This window comes from Microcoleus sp. LEGE 07076, assembly GCF_015207455.1.
Classification (GTDB): Bacteria; Cyanobacteriota; Cyanobacteriia; order Cyanobacteriales; family Microcoleaceae; genus Microcoleus.
On record NZ_JADEWV010000002.1, the window covers coordinates 45,157 to 62,925 of the forward strand.

17 protein-coding genes are annotated in these 17,769 nt (G+C 45.6%); 10 read left to right on the forward strand and 7 right to left on the reverse strand.

The features are described from left to right. Nucleotides 1-1,272, forward strand: coding sequence for a response regulator (locus IQ270_RS00655; RefSeq protein ID WP_193970981.1), 1,272 nt, complete (start codon nucleotides 1-3; stop codon nucleotides 1,270-1,272). Nucleotides 1,273-1,371: 99 nt separating this feature from the next. Here the strand turns inward: IQ270_RS00655 and IQ270_RS00660 are convergent, their stop codons facing one another. Further along, nucleotides 1,372-2,109, reverse strand: a complete 738-nt coding sequence (locus tag IQ270_RS00660; RefSeq protein WP_193970983.1) for an SIMPL domain-containing protein — start codon at nucleotides 2,107-2,109, stop codon at nucleotides 1,372-1,374. A gap of 195 nt (nucleotides 2,110-2,304) precedes the next feature. Here IQ270_RS00660 and IQ270_RS00665 point away from each other — a divergent pair, with 195 nt between their 5' ends. From IQ270_RS00665 to IQ270_RS00675, 3 genes are all read left to right on the forward strand, one after another. Next, nucleotides 2,305-2,688, forward strand: a complete 384-nt coding sequence (locus tag IQ270_RS00665) for a YkvA family protein (RefSeq protein ID WP_193970985.1) — start codon at nucleotides 2,305-2,307, stop codon at nucleotides 2,686-2,688. 264 nt (nucleotides 2,689-2,952) lie between these two features. Then, nucleotides 2,953-5,298 carry a DNA helicase PcrA gene (pcrA, locus tag IQ270_RS00670; protein WP_193970987.1) on the forward strand — a complete coding sequence of 782 codons (2,346 nt, stop codon included), beginning with the start codon at nucleotides 2,953-2,955 and terminating at the stop codon, nucleotides 5,296-5,298. Between the two features lie 290 nt (nucleotides 5,299-5,588). After that, entirely contained in the window at nucleotides 5,589-5,738 is a 150-nt protein-coding gene (locus IQ270_RS00675) for a hypothetical protein (protein ID WP_193971044.1), read from the forward strand. A 5-nt stretch (nucleotides 5,739-5,743) separates the two neighbouring features. On the opposite strand, the gene IQ270_RS00680 is transcribed toward IQ270_RS00675, so the two are convergent. From IQ270_RS00680 to IQ270_RS00705, 6 genes are all read right to left on the reverse strand, one after another. Further along, on the reverse strand, nucleotides 5,744-5,944 hold the full coding sequence (locus IQ270_RS00680) for a hypothetical protein (protein WP_193970989.1): 201 nt from the start codon (nucleotides 5,942-5,944) through the stop codon (nucleotides 5,744-5,746). Continuing rightward, entirely contained in the window at nucleotides 5,941-6,285 is a 345-nt protein-coding gene (locus tag IQ270_RS00685) for a hypothetical protein (protein ID WP_193970991.1), read from the reverse strand. Before IQ270_RS00685 ends, IQ270_RS00680 begins: the two co-directional genes overlap by 4 nt. A 173-nt stretch (nucleotides 6,286-6,458) precedes the next feature. Continuing rightward, a complete protein-coding gene (locus tag IQ270_RS00690; RefSeq protein WP_193970993.1) occupies nucleotides 6,459-7,745 on the reverse strand; it encodes an FGGY-family carbohydrate kinase in 1,287 nt (428 codons plus the stop codon). 456 nt (nucleotides 7,746-8,201) lie between these two features. Beyond that, entirely contained in the window at nucleotides 8,202-10,118 is a 1,917-nt protein-coding gene (mnmG, locus tag IQ270_RS00695; RefSeq protein ID WP_193970995.1) for a tRNA uridine-5-carboxymethylaminomethyl(34) synthesis enzyme MnmG, read from the reverse strand. A 63-nt stretch (nucleotides 10,119-10,181) separates the two neighbouring features. Beyond that, nucleotides 10,182-10,535 (reverse strand): XRE family transcriptional regulator, encoded by a 354-nt coding sequence (locus tag IQ270_RS00700; RefSeq protein WP_193970997.1) that lies wholly within the window; start codon nucleotides 10,533-10,535, stop codon nucleotides 10,182-10,184. Beyond that, on the reverse strand, nucleotides 10,525-10,896 hold the full coding sequence (locus IQ270_RS00705) for a type II toxin-antitoxin system RelE/ParE family toxin (protein ID WP_193970999.1): 372 nt from the start codon (nucleotides 10,894-10,896) through the stop codon (nucleotides 10,525-10,527). The genes IQ270_RS00700 and IQ270_RS00705 overlap by 11 nt, the downstream gene beginning before the upstream one ends. A 117-nt stretch (nucleotides 10,897-11,013) precedes the next feature. On the opposite strand from IQ270_RS00705, the gene IQ270_RS00710 reads away from it, so the two are divergent. The 6 genes from IQ270_RS00710 (at nucleotide 11,014) to IQ270_RS00735 (ending at nucleotide 17,742) form a co-directional block, all read left to right on the forward strand. After that, the gene (locus IQ270_RS00710) at nucleotides 11,014-11,247 is read left to right on the forward strand and encodes a prevent-host-death family protein (protein ID WP_193971001.1); all 234 of its coding nucleotides are present in this window, start codon (nucleotides 11,014-11,016) and stop codon (nucleotides 11,245-11,247) included. Continuing rightward, nucleotides 11,244-11,633 (forward strand): type II toxin-antitoxin system VapC family toxin, encoded by a 390-nt coding sequence (locus IQ270_RS00715; RefSeq protein ID WP_193971003.1) that lies wholly within the window; start codon nucleotides 11,244-11,246, stop codon nucleotides 11,631-11,633. The genes IQ270_RS00710 and IQ270_RS00715 overlap by 4 nt, the downstream gene beginning before the upstream one ends. A gap of 236 nt (nucleotides 11,634-11,869) precedes the next feature. Next, the gene (locus IQ270_RS00720; RefSeq protein ID WP_193971005.1) at nucleotides 11,870-13,960 is read left to right on the forward strand and encodes a right-handed parallel beta-helix repeat-containing protein; all 2,091 of its coding nucleotides are present in this window, start codon (nucleotides 11,870-11,872) and stop codon (nucleotides 13,958-13,960) included. A 68-nt stretch (nucleotides 13,961-14,028) separates the two neighbouring features. Further along, the gene (locus IQ270_RS00725) at nucleotides 14,029-14,736 is read left to right on the forward strand and encodes a VWA domain-containing protein (protein WP_193971007.1); all 708 of its coding nucleotides are present in this window, start codon (nucleotides 14,029-14,031) and stop codon (nucleotides 14,734-14,736) included. Nucleotides 14,737-14,803: 67 nt separating this feature from the next. Next, nucleotides 14,804-16,357, forward strand: a complete 1,554-nt coding sequence (locus IQ270_RS00730; protein WP_193971009.1) for a protein phosphatase 2C domain-containing protein — start codon at nucleotides 14,804-14,806, stop codon at nucleotides 16,355-16,357. Continuing rightward, nucleotides 16,357-17,742, forward strand: a complete 1,386-nt coding sequence (locus tag IQ270_RS00735) for a lipopolysaccharide kinase InaA family protein (RefSeq protein ID WP_193971011.1) — start codon at nucleotides 16,357-16,359, stop codon at nucleotides 17,740-17,742. The genes IQ270_RS00730 and IQ270_RS00735 overlap by 1 nt, the downstream gene beginning before the upstream one ends. The last annotated feature ends 27 nt before the right edge of the window (nucleotides 17,743-17,769 follow it).

A 17,769-nucleotide genomic window follows, 5' to 3' on the forward strand; every position in this document is an offset into this window, starting at 1 on the left:
ATGTTTGAGTCAGAAAAAAAATTTATTTTGATAGTAGATGACAGTGCCACAAATTTAGCAGTTCTGTCGCAAGCCTTAAAAACAGCAGGTTACAAAGTGCGGGTAGCCGTGGACGGAGAATCGGCGCTGGCGATGCTGCGAAAATGTGCAATAGATTCCACAAAAAACCCTTTCCCCGAACTAATATTGCTGGACGTGCAAATGCCTGGAATCGACGGCTTTGAAACTTGTCGCAGAATTAAAGATGACCAGGAAACAAAGACAATTCCAGTCATTTTTATGACGGCTTTAGCAGATGCCGAAAGCAAGATAAAAGGATTGTCATTAGGTGCAGTGGATTATATCACCAAACCCTTTGAACAAGACGAAGTAATTGCCAGAGTTAACATTCACTGGCGGCTCAAACAGTTAACCGACAATCTGGAAGAGCAAGTTACGCAACGCACCTCCGCTTTGCAACAAGCTCAAGTCAAGGTAGTGCAGCAAGAAAAACTGTCCGCCCTGGGTCAACTCGTGGCGGGAGTCGCCCATGAAATTAACAACCCGCTGAGTTTTATGGTCAGCAACATTGCGCCTGCAAAGGAATATCTGGCTGAGATTACAGAAGTTCTTAGCTTATATCAAAAACACTACCCTGAGCCTGCATCAGATATCGTTAGCAAGATTGAAGATATTGATTTGGAGTTTGTGATTGAGGATTTTTCTCACTTGTTGGATTCTATGGAAGTAGGCACTGAACGGATTAAAGATATTTCGCTGTCGCTGCGTAATTTTGCTCGTTCGGATGGAGATATTGCTAGTGCGATTGAGCTGCACCAAACTGTAGATAGTACGCTGTTGCTGTTAAAACACCGACTCAAGGATCAAGGATGTCGCCCGGCCATTGAAGTTATCCAAAACTACGGTGAATTGCCCTTAATTAAATGCTATCCCGGCCCGATGAACCAAGTGTTTATGAATTTGCTAGCAAATGCGATCGATGCTGTGGAAGAGGCTTGGGAAAAAGACCAGCGTCCTCTGAATATTACGATTAGCACGGAAGTTTTGCGCGAAAGTGCGATCGTCCGAATTGCTGATAACGGGTTGGGAATGGCGGATGAGATTCAACAACATTTGTTTGAACCTCTGTTTACGACAAAAGCGGTGGGTAAGGGCACCGGGCTGGGATTGTCGATTGCTAAGCAGATTGTGACGGATAAGCACGGCGGTCAATTGTTCTGCAAGTCGATAGCCGGGAAAGGTACTGAATTTGCGATCGAACTTCCTATTTAATTTTAATATTATTTGCCGTCAATTACCCTTGGTTCGATCGTTCGGAATGCGAGTCCTCGGATGGATGCGGACTCGCATTCCGAACGATCGAACCGTAAATTAATAGCTAATTTGCAAAGTCACAGAAGCTTCAATCTGCTGTTCCCCTCCCACCACAGGCGTTGCAGCCTCAGCAGCAACAGCCCTAGCAGCAAATTGGCGGTACACAGGATTTGGCGCGATCGCACCGTTGACTTGAATTCCCTGAATTTCTCCGCGCTTGAGGTTGAGCGCGCTCAAGACTGCATCCGCTTGCGCTTGAGCGTCTTGAGTGGCTTTTTTGAGTGCTTGTTTTTGAGCTTGTTCGATCGCACTTTCGGCGGCGACAAAACTCACACCTTGAATGCGGGTTGCTCCGGCGCTCACCGCATCGTCGAGCAAAGTGCCGGCAGATTGAGTATTGATGCGAAAACTGACGGTATTCGTAGCAGTATAGCCTGTCAGCCGCTGCTGGTTGTTTTCGTAGCTGTAATTCGGGCTGAGGGTAATGCCGGCAGTTTCGAGTTTTTCTACTTGGCGCGATCGCAGCAACTCTACCACAGCGGACGATCGTCTCGCCGCTTCCTGCTGCACCTCGGTCGCCGTTTTCCCCTGCACCTCAACCCCCAGCCGCACTTCAGTTTGAGTTGTCTGAATCGCTTCCACACCTCGCCCAGTAACTGTTAGCGTTCTGATCCGCTGTTCTTGAGCCTGTACCGGATCTAATCCTGCGAAACTCACGAGAGTTAAGGTTAAACATAAAGCTGTTATCAGGTTGCGGAAATTGATTCTAGTATTGCGTTGCAAATTTGAATTCATAAACTTCATTCTCCTCACATACAACAGATGATATACTTGACCTTCGCCTAGGAATTGCTAAATCTCCAGCCCGTTACATTTTTAGCAACTAAAAATTTTAGTCATTGGTCATTAGTCAGTAGGGGCGGTGCCAAGAGTCCCCGCCCTCAAGCGTCATTAGTCATTAGTCATTAATCATTAGTCATTAGTTTTTATATGCAATCCTTAAAACAAGCTGCCCGCCAACTCAAAAAAGAAACTTACGCTGTTTATTTAGCCAGTACAGACGAGAGAGTACCTTGGTCTGCGAGAGTTTTAGCAGGTGTGACAGTTGCCTACGCCTTTAGCCCGATCGACTTAATTCCAGACTTCATCCCAATTCTCGGTTACTTGGACGATTTAATAATTGTACCATTAGGAATTTGGCTGGTAATCAAGATGATTCCGCCACAAGTTTTAGCCGAGTGTCGGGAAAAAGCAGCGGCAGAAATAGAGCGAGGAAAACCGATAAATCGGACAGCCGCTGCTGTAATTATTGCCATCTGGATCGGCTTGGGAATATTAGCTGCAATTTTGATGAAACAAATATTGAAACGTTAGAATACCCGGCGGTTGCAACCGCGGCTATACAGACACTCACGCGACGGGAGCGGGTTGAATAATAAGCGGTAAAATTATGTTTTACGTTATTCTATGTTCGTCCGCGGAGGCGGACATCGTTTGTGTAGACGCGGTTTCAACCGCCGTCCGATATTCATGATATTATATTGGATGGCGATCGCACCCAACCTTAAAAAAACTCCCTGTATCAAACACTAAGTATTATTTATCCCTTAAAAAAATCCAACAACTAACTATCTAGCTATGACTCAAACTACCGATCACCTCAGCCACCTCAACCCATCCCAGCGCCAAGCAGTCGTCCATTACAACGGGCCGCTGTTAGTAGTAGCAGGCGCTGGTTCCGGGAAAACCCGAGCTCTAACTTACCGCGTAGCTAACTTAGTTCGCACCCACCGAGTCGATCCAGAAAATATTCTGGCGGTGACTTTTACGAATAAAGCCGCTAGGGAAATGAAAGAAAGAATTGAGAAATTGCTGGCGACTCAGCAAGCCGAAGCTGAATATGGGAAACCTTTGACGGAGTTAGCGCCGGAGGTGCAAACCAGATTGCGATCGCAAATTTACCACAGAATTACCAAACATATTTGGATGGGGACTTTCCACTCTTTGTGCGGCCGCATTCTCCGCTACGACATTGAGAAATATCAAGACGAAAAAGGTCGCCAATGGAAGAAAAATTTTTCGATTTTTGACGAGTCAGATGCTCAAAGTATCGTCAAACAAATCGTTACCAAAGTCCTCAACCTCGACGATAAGAAATTTGACCCGCGCAAAGTCCGCTACGTCATCAGCAACGCTAAAAATCAAGGCTTGTCGCCTCAAGAATTCCTCGCCGCCGAACCGGATTACAGAGGGCGCGTGATCGCCGATGTTTACAGCCGCTACCAAGATGCTTTAGCAGCTAACAACGGCTTGGATTTTGACGATTTAATTCTCGTTCCTGTTAAACTTTTGCGCCAAAACGAGCAAGTCTTAAATTATTGGCATCAAAAGTTTTGCCATATTTTAGTTGATGAGTACCAAGATACTAACCGCACTCAATACGATTTGATTCGGATGTTAGTCACGAATAACGTTGACCCCAAAAACTTCGACAAATGGCAAAATCGATCGATTTTTGTAGTGGGCGATGTCGATCAATCTATTTACAGTTTTCGGATGGCAGATTATACCATCTTGCTGGAATTTCAAGAGGATTTTGGCGATGGTTTGTCGGACGAGAAGACTCAGACAATGGTAAAATTAGAGGAAAATTATCGATCGCGCGAAAACATCCTGCAAGTCGCCAACCACTTGATCGAACACAATACCGAACGCATCGATAAAATTCTGCGCCCTACTCGCGAACCGGGAGCTCCGATTGTGGTGTGGCGCGCCGACAATGAACTAGAAGAAGGGCAATTTGTAGCGGGCCAAATTCATTCGTTGAAGCGCCAAAACTCGGAATACGAACACGGGAGTAACTTTGCGATTCTCTACCGCACCAACGCTCAATCTCGCTCCTTTGAAGAAGCGTTAATGCACTTGGACATTCCCTACAATATTGTCGGCGGTCTGAAGTTTTACGATCGCAAAGAAATCAAAGATATCCTAGCATACCTGCGGACGATCGCAAATCTCGACGATAGCGTCAGCCTCAAACGCATCATCAATACTCCCCGCCGCGGCATTGGCGACACCACATTTGGTAAAATCGAAGACGCTGCAACTCAATTAGGTATTCCGCTGTGGGAAATTCTTAGCGATGAATCTTCTGTCAATACTCTAGCAGGGCGATCGGCAAAAGCTATAATTAAGTTTGCCGCCATGATCGGTCATTGGCAACAAAAACTTGAAACCACGCCAGCGTCGCAAATTGTCCAAGGAATTATCGAAGATTCTGGTTACATTGACGATTTAAAAAACCAAGGAACCGAAGAAGCAGAAAACCGGATCGAAAACGTTCGAGAATTGTACAACGCGGTGTTACAATTTGAAGAACAAAACGAAGAACCGACCCTAACATCATTTTTAGCAAAAGCATCCTTAGCCTCCGATTTAGATGACTTAAAAGAAGACGATTCCCGCGTCTCGCTGATGACGCTGCACTCAGCAAAAGGGTTAGAATTTCCCGTAGTGTTTCTAGTCGGAATGGAACAGGGTTTATTTCCCAATTTCCGCAGTTTGGACGACCCGAAAGCAATTGAAGAAGAACGCCGTTTGTGCTACGTCGGCATCACTCGCGCCCAGGAATTGCTATTTCTCACCCACACTCGCGAACGCCGCCTCTGGGGAGGCTTCCGGGAACACTGCACCCCTTCGCTATTCTTGGGAGAATTGCCCACACATTTGCTGGCGGGAAGTGCGAAGAAAAGTAAGACAGCTAAAACGGCTGCATCTCAGGGAAAGACTAATAATTCAGCAGCCCATTCTGGGAGTTCTCCATCAGAGTGGAAAGCTGGGGAACGAGTTTTTCATCATGCTTTTGGAGTCGGAGAAATTACCCACGTTTTGGGAGAAGGCGATAAAACTAATCTGGCAATTAAGTTTACAGGTTTGGGCCGCAAAATCATCGATCCGAGAACGGCGAAGTTGCAGCGAGTTTAATAGCTTGGTTTGTAGTAAGGACTTTAGTCCTCATCTATCAAAGGACTAAAGTCTTCACTACAAACCTTTGAGTTTAATAGCTTGGTTTGTAGTAAGGACTTTAGTCCTCATCTATCAAAGGACTAAAGTCCTCACTACAAACCTTTGCCGGTTGAAGAATGGGCGGTTAAATTGGCGGTAAAAATTACATTGTTTTCTTTACACCGCGGAGGCGGACATCGTTTGTGTAGACGCGGTTTCAACCGCCATCTGCATCTCATAGAAAAGCAGAAATCAAAACATCAGCTTTTATGCCTTACAGTCAATTTACAACGATCGGCAAAGTTAAAGAAGCCTTCAATTCACAGCAGTGGAAGGAATCAGATTTCTGCCGGAAATTGAGCCGATCGCACCCGCGACAGTTTTGCAAACCCTACCAGCACAGAAAAAGCCCGTTCTGAAGCTATTATTCGATTACCTGAGATTCCACACGCCTGTATTTACCCGCCAAACGTTCTCGACGCTGGCGGCGGTTGTCAGCTTCAAATATGGCAATCGCTTCATCTAACTTCAAATTGAAAGCGTCCAACTGTCGGCAGACTTCACGCACCTTTTCAACGTGTCGCTTTCTGGTTTCAGCGTCGGGGATTCTAGGTTGTTGATTCATGGCAAATTCCAATCCATTTTGATTTCTCGGATAGTTGCTTCTGAGGCATCGACAGCCGCCTCTGTTTGTTCTATCGTTCTATACAGAAACTTTAACGTATCCGCAGTGGCAGCGAGTTGAGATTCTGCCACCTGCTGCAAAAGCCTGTACAAACGATTGTAAGGGTTTCTCAACCTTTCCTTAACATTATCCTGGGATTCTAGTTCGGGGAGTGTTGCTTCTGTCTCGCCAAACTGCTGCATTAAAATATATTCTGTGGCGGTTGTTTCGTTGAGGATTTCCACTAGCCGTCGCTGCAATCTGAAAATTGTGTTCAGGATGTCATCAGGTAGCTTTGCCATTGTCCTTAATTTTTAGGGATCACAACTTAACACAATATATCAGAATGTTTGCTTCCTCTCATTTGAGTTTTAATCAAGAGCGATCGCAATCCTAATTTACCACATTTAAGCCTAACTAAAAGCATCCAGATTACCAGCATCCATATCGATCCGTGAGGTCGCTTTCTTCAATCCTAAAATCTCAAATCGAGCGCACTTCGCATCGCCAAAAGCGCAACTCCATAAGCAGCAGCAGTCTGAACCGGCGTTTCAACAGGCACTTTTAAATAACGCTTTCTAATCGCACTCCAAACCGCATTTTTAGCACCGCCGCCAGCAGTATAAACCTTTGTCAAAGGCGTTGCACCCAACTCCTGCAATAATTGATATCCGCGCGCTTCAATCCGCGCGATACTTTCTAGCAAACCGTGCAGAAATTCCACTGAATCAGTCGGACGCGGTTCGAGTTTTGGCGGCAAATTCGGGTCATTAATCGGAAAACGATCGCCATTTTTCAACAGTGGGTAATAATCCAGTAAACTCTCTTGCTCTGGATCGATTTGTGTGCTATAAGTTGTTAACTCCGCATCTGTAAAAAAGTGTCGTAGCACCGCACCTCCCGTATTAGACGCGCCTCCAACCAACCACAAATCGCCTAATTTGTGACTGTAAATTCCGTATCTAGAATCATCTACGCGGGTATGACTTAACAGTTTGACGGCTAAAGTGGAACCGAGAGAAGTTACTGCTTCCCCCGGAGAATTGACACCGCTTGCTAAAAATGCTGCAATGCTATCGGTTGTGCCGGCACAAACTGTACAATCGCCGGGAAATCCGAAGCGACTCCTCACTTGATCTGTAACTTCCCCTACAGGCGTGCCCGGTGCGACAACTTGCGGCAATTTAGGCGTTGCGGCGCCCGCAATTCCCTGAATCAGCCAATTCGGATAGCCCAAAGTATCAACATCGAAACCGAGTTTCAAAGCATTGTGATAGTCGCTAATTCCTAATTTTCCGTGCAATAAAAAAGCCAGCCAGTCAGCTTGATGCAGGAAAACCGTAGGGGCGGTGGATGGTGCGTGCCCGCCCTCCAACCACCACAGGAGTTTTGCCAGACTGGATGTAGCGCTTAATACTGTGTGGTTGGCTGGGGCGATCGCCCGCAACGTCTCTGTAACGGCTGCACCGCGCGCATCGTTGTATAAAATGGGTTCGCATACGGGTATACCGTCAGTATCGCACAGCATGACAGTGGAAGATGTGCCGTCAAGGGCGATCGCCCTTACCTGATTGCGGATTTTTGGGGGGATTTGGTCAATTACAGCCGAGAGTGCATTTTCCCACACCGAGGGCAATTCCGACTGTTGTTGGCCGTTGTTAGCAAAAGTATATTCAGTCTCGCAATGGATTGTACCCTGGGAGTCGATGATTGTCGATCGCGCGCCCGTGGTGCCGAAATCTATTCCCAAATAAAGATTCATTGGCCACTCCCGCGAATTTTCCTATTTTGAGGAAACCCAAACTTTTAGGTGCATCCGATCAATGTTTATCATACATAGGGCGGGTTTGCCACCATTTTAAGTAGGTAGGTGGTTTCAACCGCTACTGGCGATCGAGAATTAGGAAAAGCGATCGACTTACATCATAAAATCTTTAAAATTGGTTAACTCACTGCTATGATTGTACCTCACTTTTCGCTCCAAAAGCAATATATCAATACGCGATTGCTAAGCATGATTGTATGTTCATTCCCAGAAGCCAACCTACATAGATTTGTTGAGTTTTAGCCATAACCCAACGGTATTGCGATCGGCTGTCCGACAAATAAACATTGTATGTTCATGGCGGGCTATAAGCCCAACCCCTACTCCCCACAACAAGGGGATTTTTTCTAAGCATTCAATGTAAATGCGGCAACAGCTTATTAATTATTCTCCCTACTTTCCCAAACCAACAGGCTGCTGGCGGTTGCGAACTTCCAAAAAAATCAACAAAGCATTAACATCCGCCGGATTCACCCCACCAATCCTCGATGCTTGTCCAATAGTCAACGGCCTGATTTTTGTCAACTTTTCCCGCGACTCCTTCGAGAGAGTTCCAATTGCCATATAATCCAAATCTGCAGGCAATTGGCGGCGTTCGTGTTTGGCAATATCATCAATTTGATTTTGCTGTCTTTGCAAATAACCGGAATATTTGAGGTCAATTTCAGCAGCATCTTTTTCCGCCAACTCAAGACTGGAATTACCTAAATTGTACCGTTCCAAATCAACATAATGAAAACCAGGACGGCGCAGCAAATCGGCCAGAGTTATCGAACCTTTAATCGCTTGTTGGGTGTCGGCAAAAATTTCCTTCCCAAGCTGTTCGTGTTCTTTCACCCGAGTCGAGTACAAACGGGCTTTTTCCGCCACAATATTAGCTTGTTTGCGCTCAAATAACTCCCAACGCCGATCGCAAATTAAACCGATTTCTCGTCCGAGCGGAGTCAAGCGTTGGTCAGCATTGTCCGATCGCAACAACAGCCGGTATTCCGATCGCGAAGTCAACATCCGGTAAGGTTCCCGCAAATCCTTCGTACACAAATCATCAATCAAAGTCCCGATATAACTTTGCTCGCGGGGAAACACCACCATCTCCTGATTTTTCGCGAATCTAGCCGCATTAACCCCCGCCACAATCCCCTGTGCCGCCGCCTCCTCATAGCCAGTCGTACCATTCACCTGACCCGCGCAAAACAGCCCTTCAATCTTCTTAGTCATCAGCGTCGGAAAACACTGAGTTGCCGGCAAATAATCGTACTCCACAGCATAAGCAGGGCGCATCATCTCGCACTTTTCCAAACCAGGCAAAGTCCGCAGCATTTGCAACTGCAAACTTTCCGGTAAACCAGTCGAAAAACCTTGGATATAAAGTTCAGGAATATCCCTACCTTCCGGTTCAATAAAAATCTGGTGACTTTCCTTATCCGCAAACCGGACAATCTTATCTTCAATACTCGGACAATAGCGCGGCCCCTTCGCATCAACCCAGCCGCCGTAGACTGGAGAAAGGTGCAAATTATCTCTAATTAACTGATGAGTTTCCGGCGTAGTTCGAGTTAGGTAACAAGGCATTTGTTCCCGTTCCACCCAAACTTCAGGATCGAAACTAAACCAACGAACTTCTGCATCTCCCGGCTGCGGTTCCATGTTGGTATAATCGAGAGTCCGCTTGTCAACTCTTGCCGGAGTTCCAGTTTTCAACCTGCCAGTTTCAAAGCCCAAACGGTTGAGAGTTTCTGTTAAACCGACTGCCGCAAATTCTCCAGCGCGTCCGGCTGGCATCGACTTATTTCCCACCCAAATTGTGCCACCTAAAAAAGTGCCTGTGGTGAGAATTACGGCTTTGCATTCAAAGGCAACACCGAAGTAAGTTTCGACTCCGATTACTTCTTCATTTTTGCCCAAAACTAAGTCTGTAACCATCGCTTCGCGGACGGTCAAATTGAGTTGATTTTCGACAATATTGTTCATCACGGCGGCGTATTCGCGCTTGTCGGTTTGTGCTCGCAGCGCCCAAACTGCGGGGCCTCTGGAAGCGTTGAGGACGCGCTTTTGCAAATAAGTGCGATCGGCCATTTTGCCAATTTCCCCACCCAAGGCATCCACTTCGTTAGTCAGTTGAGTTTTAGCCGGGCCACCCACAGCCGGATTGCAAGGTTGCCACGCAATTTTATCGAGATTGAGAGTGAGGAGAAGAGTGCGACAGCCGAGGCGAGAAGTGGCGAGGGCGGCTTCGCAGCCCGAGTGTCCGGCACCAACTACGATGATGTCGAAACTGTCTTGGAATTGTACGGAAGTTTGTGCGGTCATTCGATTTTAGATTTTAGATTGAAATAATAAACATCTGGCAAAATTAGGTTTTAGTTTCGTCAATTAAAACTCTTCCTCTCCATTAGTGTAGCTGCTTTCTTCAAACATTGATGTTAATCCAGTAATTTTTACAGGTGGTCGATCTTTGAATTCTACGACAAATGACAATTCCCCACCCATTGCCGCGATATAACTTTGTAAAGTAGATACCAACAAATCCGCACGGCGTTCGAGTCGCGAGACATTTTCTTGACGCATATTTAATAATTCTGCCATGCGAATCTGAGTGAATTTCCTGGCTTTTCGTAAGTCTTGCAAGGTCATTTCTTCAGCCATTAATTCAACCGATCGCTTTTCGACTATTGCTCGTTGGTCGGGAGGTAAATTATCCATAACAGTCTTCAGGCTAATTGTCATCTCTTTCTTGCTCCATTAACTTAGTCAAATGGTCGGCAAATCTACTATCTGCTATTTTAATTAGTTGCTTGTAAAATCGCTTTTCACTTCCACCAGATTTGTCCCCAGCTACCAACAAAATCGCAAATCGGTGGGGGTCAAATGCAAAAGCGACTCGCCAAACTCCATCAGCCGCCTGAAACCTAAGTTCTGACCTATTCGTGTAGGTAGAACCATTGAGGGTATCGACGTGAGGACGCTTGAGGTTGGGACCAAATTCTTGTAACAGTGTCAGTTTTGCTAAAAGCTCTAATCTGACATCAGTGGGGAATTCGGTAAACTCAGAGTGAAAATCAGAGTGAAACTCAATGTTCCATGTCATTTGGGTAGATTATGCCTTACATAGCATATTATAGGCAATAGTCGATCGAGTAACAATATGCACAACAGCTTAAAATAGATGTAAGGTAAGTCCCTATACCCTCACCCTACTAACACCATGACACAGATCGCCCTTTCCGACCTTCCCGAAACCATCCAAGCCCTACTCACCCAAGCCATACAAACAGGCCAACCCCTCACCATCGCCCAAAACGATCGACCTGTTGCCATTATCTCCCCCATCAAAAAAAGTAAAAGATCGGCTTTCGGATCTGCCAAAGATAGCGGCAAAATTATCGGAGATATCATCGAGCCAACCTCGAACCTCGTAACTTGGGATGTCTTGTCATGAAACTCTTGCTAGATACCCACATTTGGCTGTGGTATCGTCTTGGGAATCCTCGCCTATCAACTACTTTACAAATGGCGATCGCTAACGAAGAAAATGAACTTTGGTTAAGTCCCATTAGCATTTGGGAAACCCTACTACTCGCTGAAAAAGCAAGATTAACCCTAGAACCTACACCAGAAAAATGGATTCAAAAAAGCCTACAAGAACTGGACACAAAAGAAGCAATTCTCACCAATGAAATTGCCATTCTGAGCCGTCAACTAGAGCTAATACACCAAGACCCCGCAGATCGATTCATTGCCGCCACCGCCGTTCATTATGGACTAACCCTCGCCACCGTAGATGCCAACCTAACCCAAGCTACTTGCCTAAATACTCTCAGCTAATCCAAAATTTTGCACGCCGCAAACAACTTTAATAATTCTGCCATGGGAAATTTGGATCGATTATGCCTTACATAGCATATTGTCAGACACCCGCGACTGCAAGAGTCCTGGGTTCCTTGTGGCGGTTTTGTTAATTACCTCACACATCGCGCCAAAAAAGCTCTACAATAAATACGGTTAAGGATGAACCCCCTTATCCAAGCAAAACCGACTAGCAATTGCCCTGCTCTGGAAATATGACAACTCAGCCCTCTAAGCGCGAGCAAGTCGAACCACTGCTCGAAGCACTGGAATACATAGCTAAAATGGTTAAACAGCGTGGGGCCTTCAACCGAAATGATATTCCAATGCTGCTCTCGGCGAGTGGCGTTGACCCGGAATGGGGCGAAGAGCAACTCAAACGGTGGGCAAAAATATTAAAAGCAGTACACGAAGACTCTAGCAAGCTACAGCTTGGGCAAGACGCTTTGATGAAGTTTGGGATTCCCGAAGCTCACGCAATGCTGGCAGTCTCTATGGTGTCAACAGGAGCGTCCAAACCAGGGCCCTTGAGCGCTAGTAAGTCTCGGTTGGACTTTGGCACCCTAAGTTCAGGCGAACCTGTTAAGGCTGAATTCGAGGTGCAGGGCGGGCCTGGTGAAATTGTAGTCGAGAGCGATCGGGTTAGGGTAGACCCAAGGCAGTTTAGCGGTGGCAACACCAAAGTCAGGTTAGAAATCAGCCCTCTGAAAAGTGGACTCCTCTGGAGTTCAATTAAATTGGTAGCGGCGAATGAGACTTTAGAATTGCCCGTGATGGCTCAGTGGAGTGATGTTCCCAGAACATATAGCCAACAGACTCTAGTCGTAGATGCTAATGGTGGCGGGGACTGCAAAACGATTGAGGAAGCGGTACAAAAAGCTCAAGCAGGCGCTACCATTGAGGTAAAAGCTGGTGTCTACCACCTCAGTCTGCCATTACAGATTGATAAACCCCTCGTGTTGGTTGGGGAGGGGATGGATGTGACGAAGATAGTCTGTGAAGCTGAGGGCTATGTTGTCAAGTACACAGGTGATGGTCTGTTTTTGGCTCACGATTTGACATTTGATCATCAAGGGTTTCAGTGGGCTAATGTGGTTGAGGTGGTGACAGGTGAGATTGATTTCCGTCGGTGTCGATTTACAGGCGGGTTTTTTGATGCAGGTGGGAATCGTGGTGGTACGGGTCTTTATCTGTTAGGAGATGTACGCGGTAGCGTAGCAGAATGTGAGGCAACTAACAACGGTTTACATGGCATATGTGTAGCTAATCAAGCGCAACCAACCCTAGAAGCCAATACCTGTCAGGGTAATAAATATGCTGGCATAGTTTACTTCGGTAACGCGACAGGAACCGCCCGTCAAAACACCTGCACTGGTAATGAGCTGCATGGCATCGCTGTGCAAGAGCAAGCGCAACCAACCCTAGAAGCCAATACCTGTCAGGGTAATAAATATGGTGGCATAGTTTACTTCGGTAACGCGACAGGAACCGCCCGTCAAAACACCTGCACTGGTAATGAGATGAATGGCATCGGTGTGCAAGAGCAAGCGCAACCAACCCTAGAAGCCAATACCTGTCAGGGTAATAAATGTGGTGGCATCGTTTACTTCGGTAACGCGACAGGAACCGCCCGTCAAAACACTTGCACTGGTAATGAGACGAATGGCATCAGTGTGCAAGGGGAAGCGCAACCAGTCCTAGAAGCCAATACCTGTCAGGGTAATAAATATCGTGGCATCGCTTACTCCGGTAATGCGGCAGGAACTGCCCGCCAAAATACCTGCATTGGCAATGAAATAGATGGCATCAGTGTGCAAGAGCAAGCGCAACCAACATTAGAAGCCAATACCTGTCATGGTAATAAACAAGATGGCATTTACTACTCCGGTAATGCGACAGGAACCGCCCGTCAAAATACCTGCACTGGTAATGAAATAGATGGCATCAGTGTGCAAGAGCAAGCGCAACCAACCTTAGAAGCCAATACTTGTCATGGGAATAAATATCGTGGCATCCTTTACTCCGGCAACGCGACAGGAACCGCCCGTCAAAACACCTGTACTAGCAATGAGACGAATGGCATCGCTGTGCAAGAGCAAGCGCAACCAACCCTAGAAGCAAATACCTGTCAGGGGAATAAACAAATTGGCATCGCTTACTTCGGTAATGCGACAGGAACCGCCCGTCAAAACACCTGCACTGATAATGAGATGTATGGCATATATGTAGTATCCACTGCTGACCCTATACTAGAAAACAATTACTGTGATGAAAATCAACAGAAAAATCTTGAAGACCAGAGGTAAAACTTGTGGTCTTCACGTCCAAAGCCCAAACTAAAATTTGATTGTTTGTAAAACAAAAAGGAGCTTGTATGAGTATGTGGAATGTCGAAATGCCAGCTAGCGAACAGCGTCGCTTACCTGTGTACTTGCTGCTAGATACTTCTGGCAGCATGGCGGGCGCACCTATTGAGTCGCTGCGTATGGGACTAGAACAGTTTAAAAATGAAGTTCTTGATGATGAAATTTCCCGCCCCTGCGTTCATGTTGGCGTTATTACTTTTGGCAATGATGCTGAGCTAGTCACGGGGAATTTACAACCTATCAATTCTTTCGAGCCGCCAACCCTAAATGCTGAAGGAGTGACGCGGTTAGATAAAGCTTTTAAAGTATTGCGCGAATCTATTGACCGAGATTTAAGACGTCCAATACAAGGCGGACGCAGGGGTGATTTTAAGCCTATAGTTTTTATACTGACTGATGGGCAACCTACAGATGACAATGGCTATGAAAGCGACCTTTTGTGGAAGCATGAGCATGAAGCCCTGATTAATCGTCCCACGGGGCAGATCAAAATTAATGAAATTGTTGCTGCTGGCTGCGGCGAAAATGTCCAAGACACTACCCTCAAGGCTATTAGCACAGGTAAAGCTTTTCGCATGGGGACAAGTCAAGCTGCCTTTGTTGCTCTGTTCAAGTTTGTGTCAATGAGCATTGCTTGTTCCCTAGCGCAGGGTAGCAACCCCGATGATGGTTTTAATTATACACCGACACCAAATGGCATGACTCCTATTCCTTAAAAAAGTCGCAACTTTCACGCTCTCAGGGTTCAATTAACCCTCGTTTCCCACCTACCGGATTTTTTTTATGAAGCAAGGTTTTGCAATTGGCGATCGAATTTTGGGTCGTTCTGGCGATACTCATCCTGACTGGAGTGTTGCCCATGCCGTTCTGCAATCATACCAAATAATAGGAGCCAGCGCCGTCGGCAAATTACACTTAGCAAAGGGAACGCCGCGAGACGATGCTTTTGCAATTCGTTCCTACGGCCCTTGGTTAGCAGTCGGAGTCTCCGATGGTGTAGGTTCGCGCCCTCTTTCCCGCTATGGCGCAACCTATGTAGCGGAAGCACTGGCATCTCTGTTACTGCGTTCTTTTCCCCCGTCTTTGCAAGAGGAACTGAAGGCAAACGAAACGGTTGTTCCTTCCACTCACAAATCAAATTATTCTCTATCATATCAGGAGTTAAAACCCGATATACCTAACACACAAATCATACAGAAAGAAGCTAAGAAGAGTTTAGGATTCGAGGATTCAAAAGATAGCGACGAAAAAAAGTATCGTGATGAAAGCATAAAAGAGCATTGGGAAGATGCCTTGGATTTATTGAGTAAAAACATGAGGGAATGCGGTTCGCAACCACACTCTAATTCAACAGATTTACAGCAAGCTGCATCAGTAGGATTGTGGTCTAATAACAACCCTGTTGTTGACCAAGAAAACGAACCCTCGAATGAAGGTGATAGTAATGATTTAGACGAGCGAGAAAACATATCAAATGAAGAAAATAGTAATGATTTAGACGAGCGCAAAAATACATTAGATGAAGAAAATACTAATGATTCAAACGAGGAGAATAAACCAGGAAATGAAGGTGATATTAATGCTTTAGCCGATCAAAATGAACCTATTAAGGAAGATGATGGTAATGCTTTAGACGATAAAGACAACTCATCAAATGAAGCTGATAATAATAAGGCTTTAGACGCGCAAGAAAAACCACTAAATGAAGATGAGAGTAATGCTTCAAACAATACTAGAGGGCAATCAGAAAAAACTGAGGAAGAGCAAAAAGATAATTGCGCTCCTAAAAATTCTTCTGATTTAGAAGAAAAAATGCGCCAAGCATTTAAAGAGGTTCATCAGACTTTAAGCAGGCAGGCCACATATCTGGGAGTAGAGCTAAAAGACCTCAGTTGCACAGCATTAGGACTGCTTCTCAATGTAGAAACGGGCGAGGTAGCTGTAGGACAGGTAGGCGATGGAGTGATACTGGGGCTGACTGCACAAAAAGAAATCAAACATTTAGTTGAAGCTGAGAACACAGGAGACTCGCAATCTACTCATACCATAAATCGTTCTGACTTTGAACAGCATCTAAAAGTGGAAAGTATGTCGCTTTCAGATCAAGATTTTCAATCTTTATTTGTGATGACAGACGGGGTATCAGAGGATGTAATTTATTCGGAACCATCGGCTTTAAATAAATGGGGACAAGCGATAGATAACAACCTCAGAAATTCTGCAAATTTAGCAGAATCGAGTGTTGGTATGTTGAATTGGTTGGCCACCTATCATATCCCTGGAAGCTGGGACGATCGCACGTTGATAGTGATTACAAAGAATCAGGATACACCGTAATGCAAAAAGTAACCATAACGCAACAACTCAGCGATCTGCTGCCATACCAAATTGAAATTGGTGATAATCCCGACCACATCGGCGGTGAAGGCAAAATATTTTTTAGCCTCGATAACCGCTATGTGGTTAAAATCTATAACCAACCAGGGCCTGATAAAAAGAATTTGCTGGAAAATGTCATCAAATTAGGCAAAAACTTAGGCGAAGATGCTCATTTATTAGCTTGGCCTCTGGGAATTGTCGATAAGTTAGATGCAGAAGATTGTTTGGGATGTGTTGGTCTAAAAGTACCCTCATCCCATGTCAACTTAACTAAACTAATCTACACACGCAATGAAGCTATTAAACAAATTCAGCAGGGAAGAAACTGGCTTGATTATTTGAAAATAGCTCGAAGTATTGCAGCAGCAGTTCGCACGATTCACGGCAAAGGAATGGCTCATGCTGACTTGCACTGGAAAAACTTTTTAGTTGATATATCTACTGGTGAAGCTATTTTAATTGACCTCGATGGTTTAGTAGTTAAGGGTTTTTTACCACCGCAAGTCAAGGGGGTACGAGGCTTTATCGCACCGGAAGTGGAAATGGGACTGGCGAAGCCTTCAGAAGCTACGGATCGCCATAGTGCGGCTGTACTGATTTTGTGGACTTTGCTGTTCCGCAATGTGATGGAGCCTCAAATTTGCTATGATGCGGAGGATGATAATAACGATGGCATTCTTGGCTACGGGGAAAAAGCTTGTTTTAGCGAGCATCCGAGCGATCGGCGCAATTGGCCACCAAGCATTGGTTTGCCCTTAATTCGCCAGGGATTTCCGAGTTTCAAAATGTTAACGCCAAAGCTTCAGGAGTTGACTGAAAAAACACTAATTGACGGCCTTCATGATGCCAAGAAACGCCCGCAGGTATGGCAATGGGAGAAGGCATTGGCTGAAGCGCAGGATGTGACTATCTGTTGTTCTCACTGCGAGCAATCTTTTATCTATCCTTACTGGATTCACCCAGCACCGCGTCGCCACTGCCCTTTTTGCGGTACGAGCGTGCGATCGCCTCGGCCGGTAGTATTAGAGTTATTAGAAGAAAAAACTAAAGGAATTTACCTCCCAACTCGATCGATTGTTTTAGATCGCGATCGGCCTTTATTTGTTGATACGATCGAGCGTTCTCAAATCCCGCCTTTTAACCGTGATGGTTTACCAATTTTGGGGCGGACTATCTGGGATGCTAACAAAAGCATACATTGCCTGATTAGTGAAAATGGTACTGCGTGGCAACTTCTGACTGCTGGAAGTGGCATTATTAAATGTGGTAAATCTGTAGAATTGCGACGGGGTTTAGTGCTTTATTTTTCTGATGCTAAGCGTTTGTTGCGAGTAGTAGAGTAGCAGAAATGGTTGATAATTGCGATCTAA

What these genes read in the sequence shown, in the direction of transcription:
- IQ270_RS00655 (WP_193970981.1), top strand. Translation starts at nt 1, where the DNA reads ATGTTTGAGTCAGAAAAAAAATTTATTTTGATAGTAGATGACAGTGCC.
- IQ270_RS00680 (WP_193970989.1), bottom strand. Translation starts at nt 5,944, where the DNA reads ATGAATCAACAACCTAGAATCCCCGACGCTGAAACCAGAAAGCGACAC.
- IQ270_RS00720 (WP_193971005.1), top strand. Translation starts at nt 11,870, where the DNA reads ATGACAACTCAGCCCTCTAAGCGCGAGCAAGTCGAACCACTGCTCGAA.
- IQ270_RS00730 (WP_193971009.1), top strand. Translation starts at nt 14,804, where the DNA reads ATGAAGCAAGGTTTTGCAATTGGCGATCGAATTTTGGGTCGTTCTGGC.
- mnmG (WP_193970995.1), bottom strand. Translation starts at nt 10,118, where the DNA reads ATGACCGCACAAACTTCCGTACAATTCCAAGACAGTTTCGACATCATC.
- IQ270_RS00700 (WP_193970997.1), bottom strand. Translation starts at nt 10,535, where the DNA reads ATGACAATTAGCCTGAAGACTGTTATGGATAATTTACCTCCCGACCAA.
- IQ270_RS00725 (WP_193971007.1), top strand. Translation starts at nt 14,029, where the DNA reads ATGAGTATGTGGAATGTCGAAATGCCAGCTAGCGAACAGCGTCGCTTA.
- IQ270_RS00660 (WP_193970983.1), bottom strand. Translation starts at nt 2,109, where the DNA reads ATGAATTCAAATTTGCAACGCAATACTAGAATCAATTTCCGCAACCTG.
- IQ270_RS00710 (WP_193971001.1), top strand. Translation starts at nt 11,014, where the DNA reads ATGACACAGATCGCCCTTTCCGACCTTCCCGAAACCATCCAAGCCCTA.
- IQ270_RS00705 (WP_193970999.1), bottom strand. Translation starts at nt 10,896, where the DNA reads ATGACATGGAACATTGAGTTTCACTCTGATTTTCACTCTGAGTTTACC.
- IQ270_RS00685 (WP_193970991.1), bottom strand. Translation starts at nt 6,285, where the DNA reads ATGGCAAAGCTACCTGATGACATCCTGAACACAATTTTCAGATTGCAG.
- pcrA (WP_193970987.1), top strand. Translation starts at nt 2,953, where the DNA reads ATGACTCAAACTACCGATCACCTCAGCCACCTCAACCCATCCCAGCGC.
- IQ270_RS00715 (WP_193971003.1), top strand. Translation starts at nt 11,244, where the DNA reads ATGAAACTCTTGCTAGATACCCACATTTGGCTGTGGTATCGTCTTGGG.
- IQ270_RS00735 (WP_193971011.1), top strand. Translation starts at nt 16,357, where the DNA reads ATGCAAAAAGTAACCATAACGCAACAACTCAGCGATCTGCTGCCATAC.
- IQ270_RS00690 (WP_193970993.1), bottom strand. Translation starts at nt 7,745, where the DNA reads ATGAATCTTTATTTGGGAATAGATTTCGGCACCACGGGCGCGCGATCG.
- IQ270_RS00665 (WP_193970985.1), top strand. Translation starts at nt 2,305, where the DNA reads ATGCAATCCTTAAAACAAGCTGCCCGCCAACTCAAAAAAGAAACTTAC.
- IQ270_RS00675 (WP_193971044.1), top strand. Translation starts at nt 5,589, where the DNA reads ATGCCTTACAGTCAATTTACAACGATCGGCAAAGTTAAAGAAGCCTTC.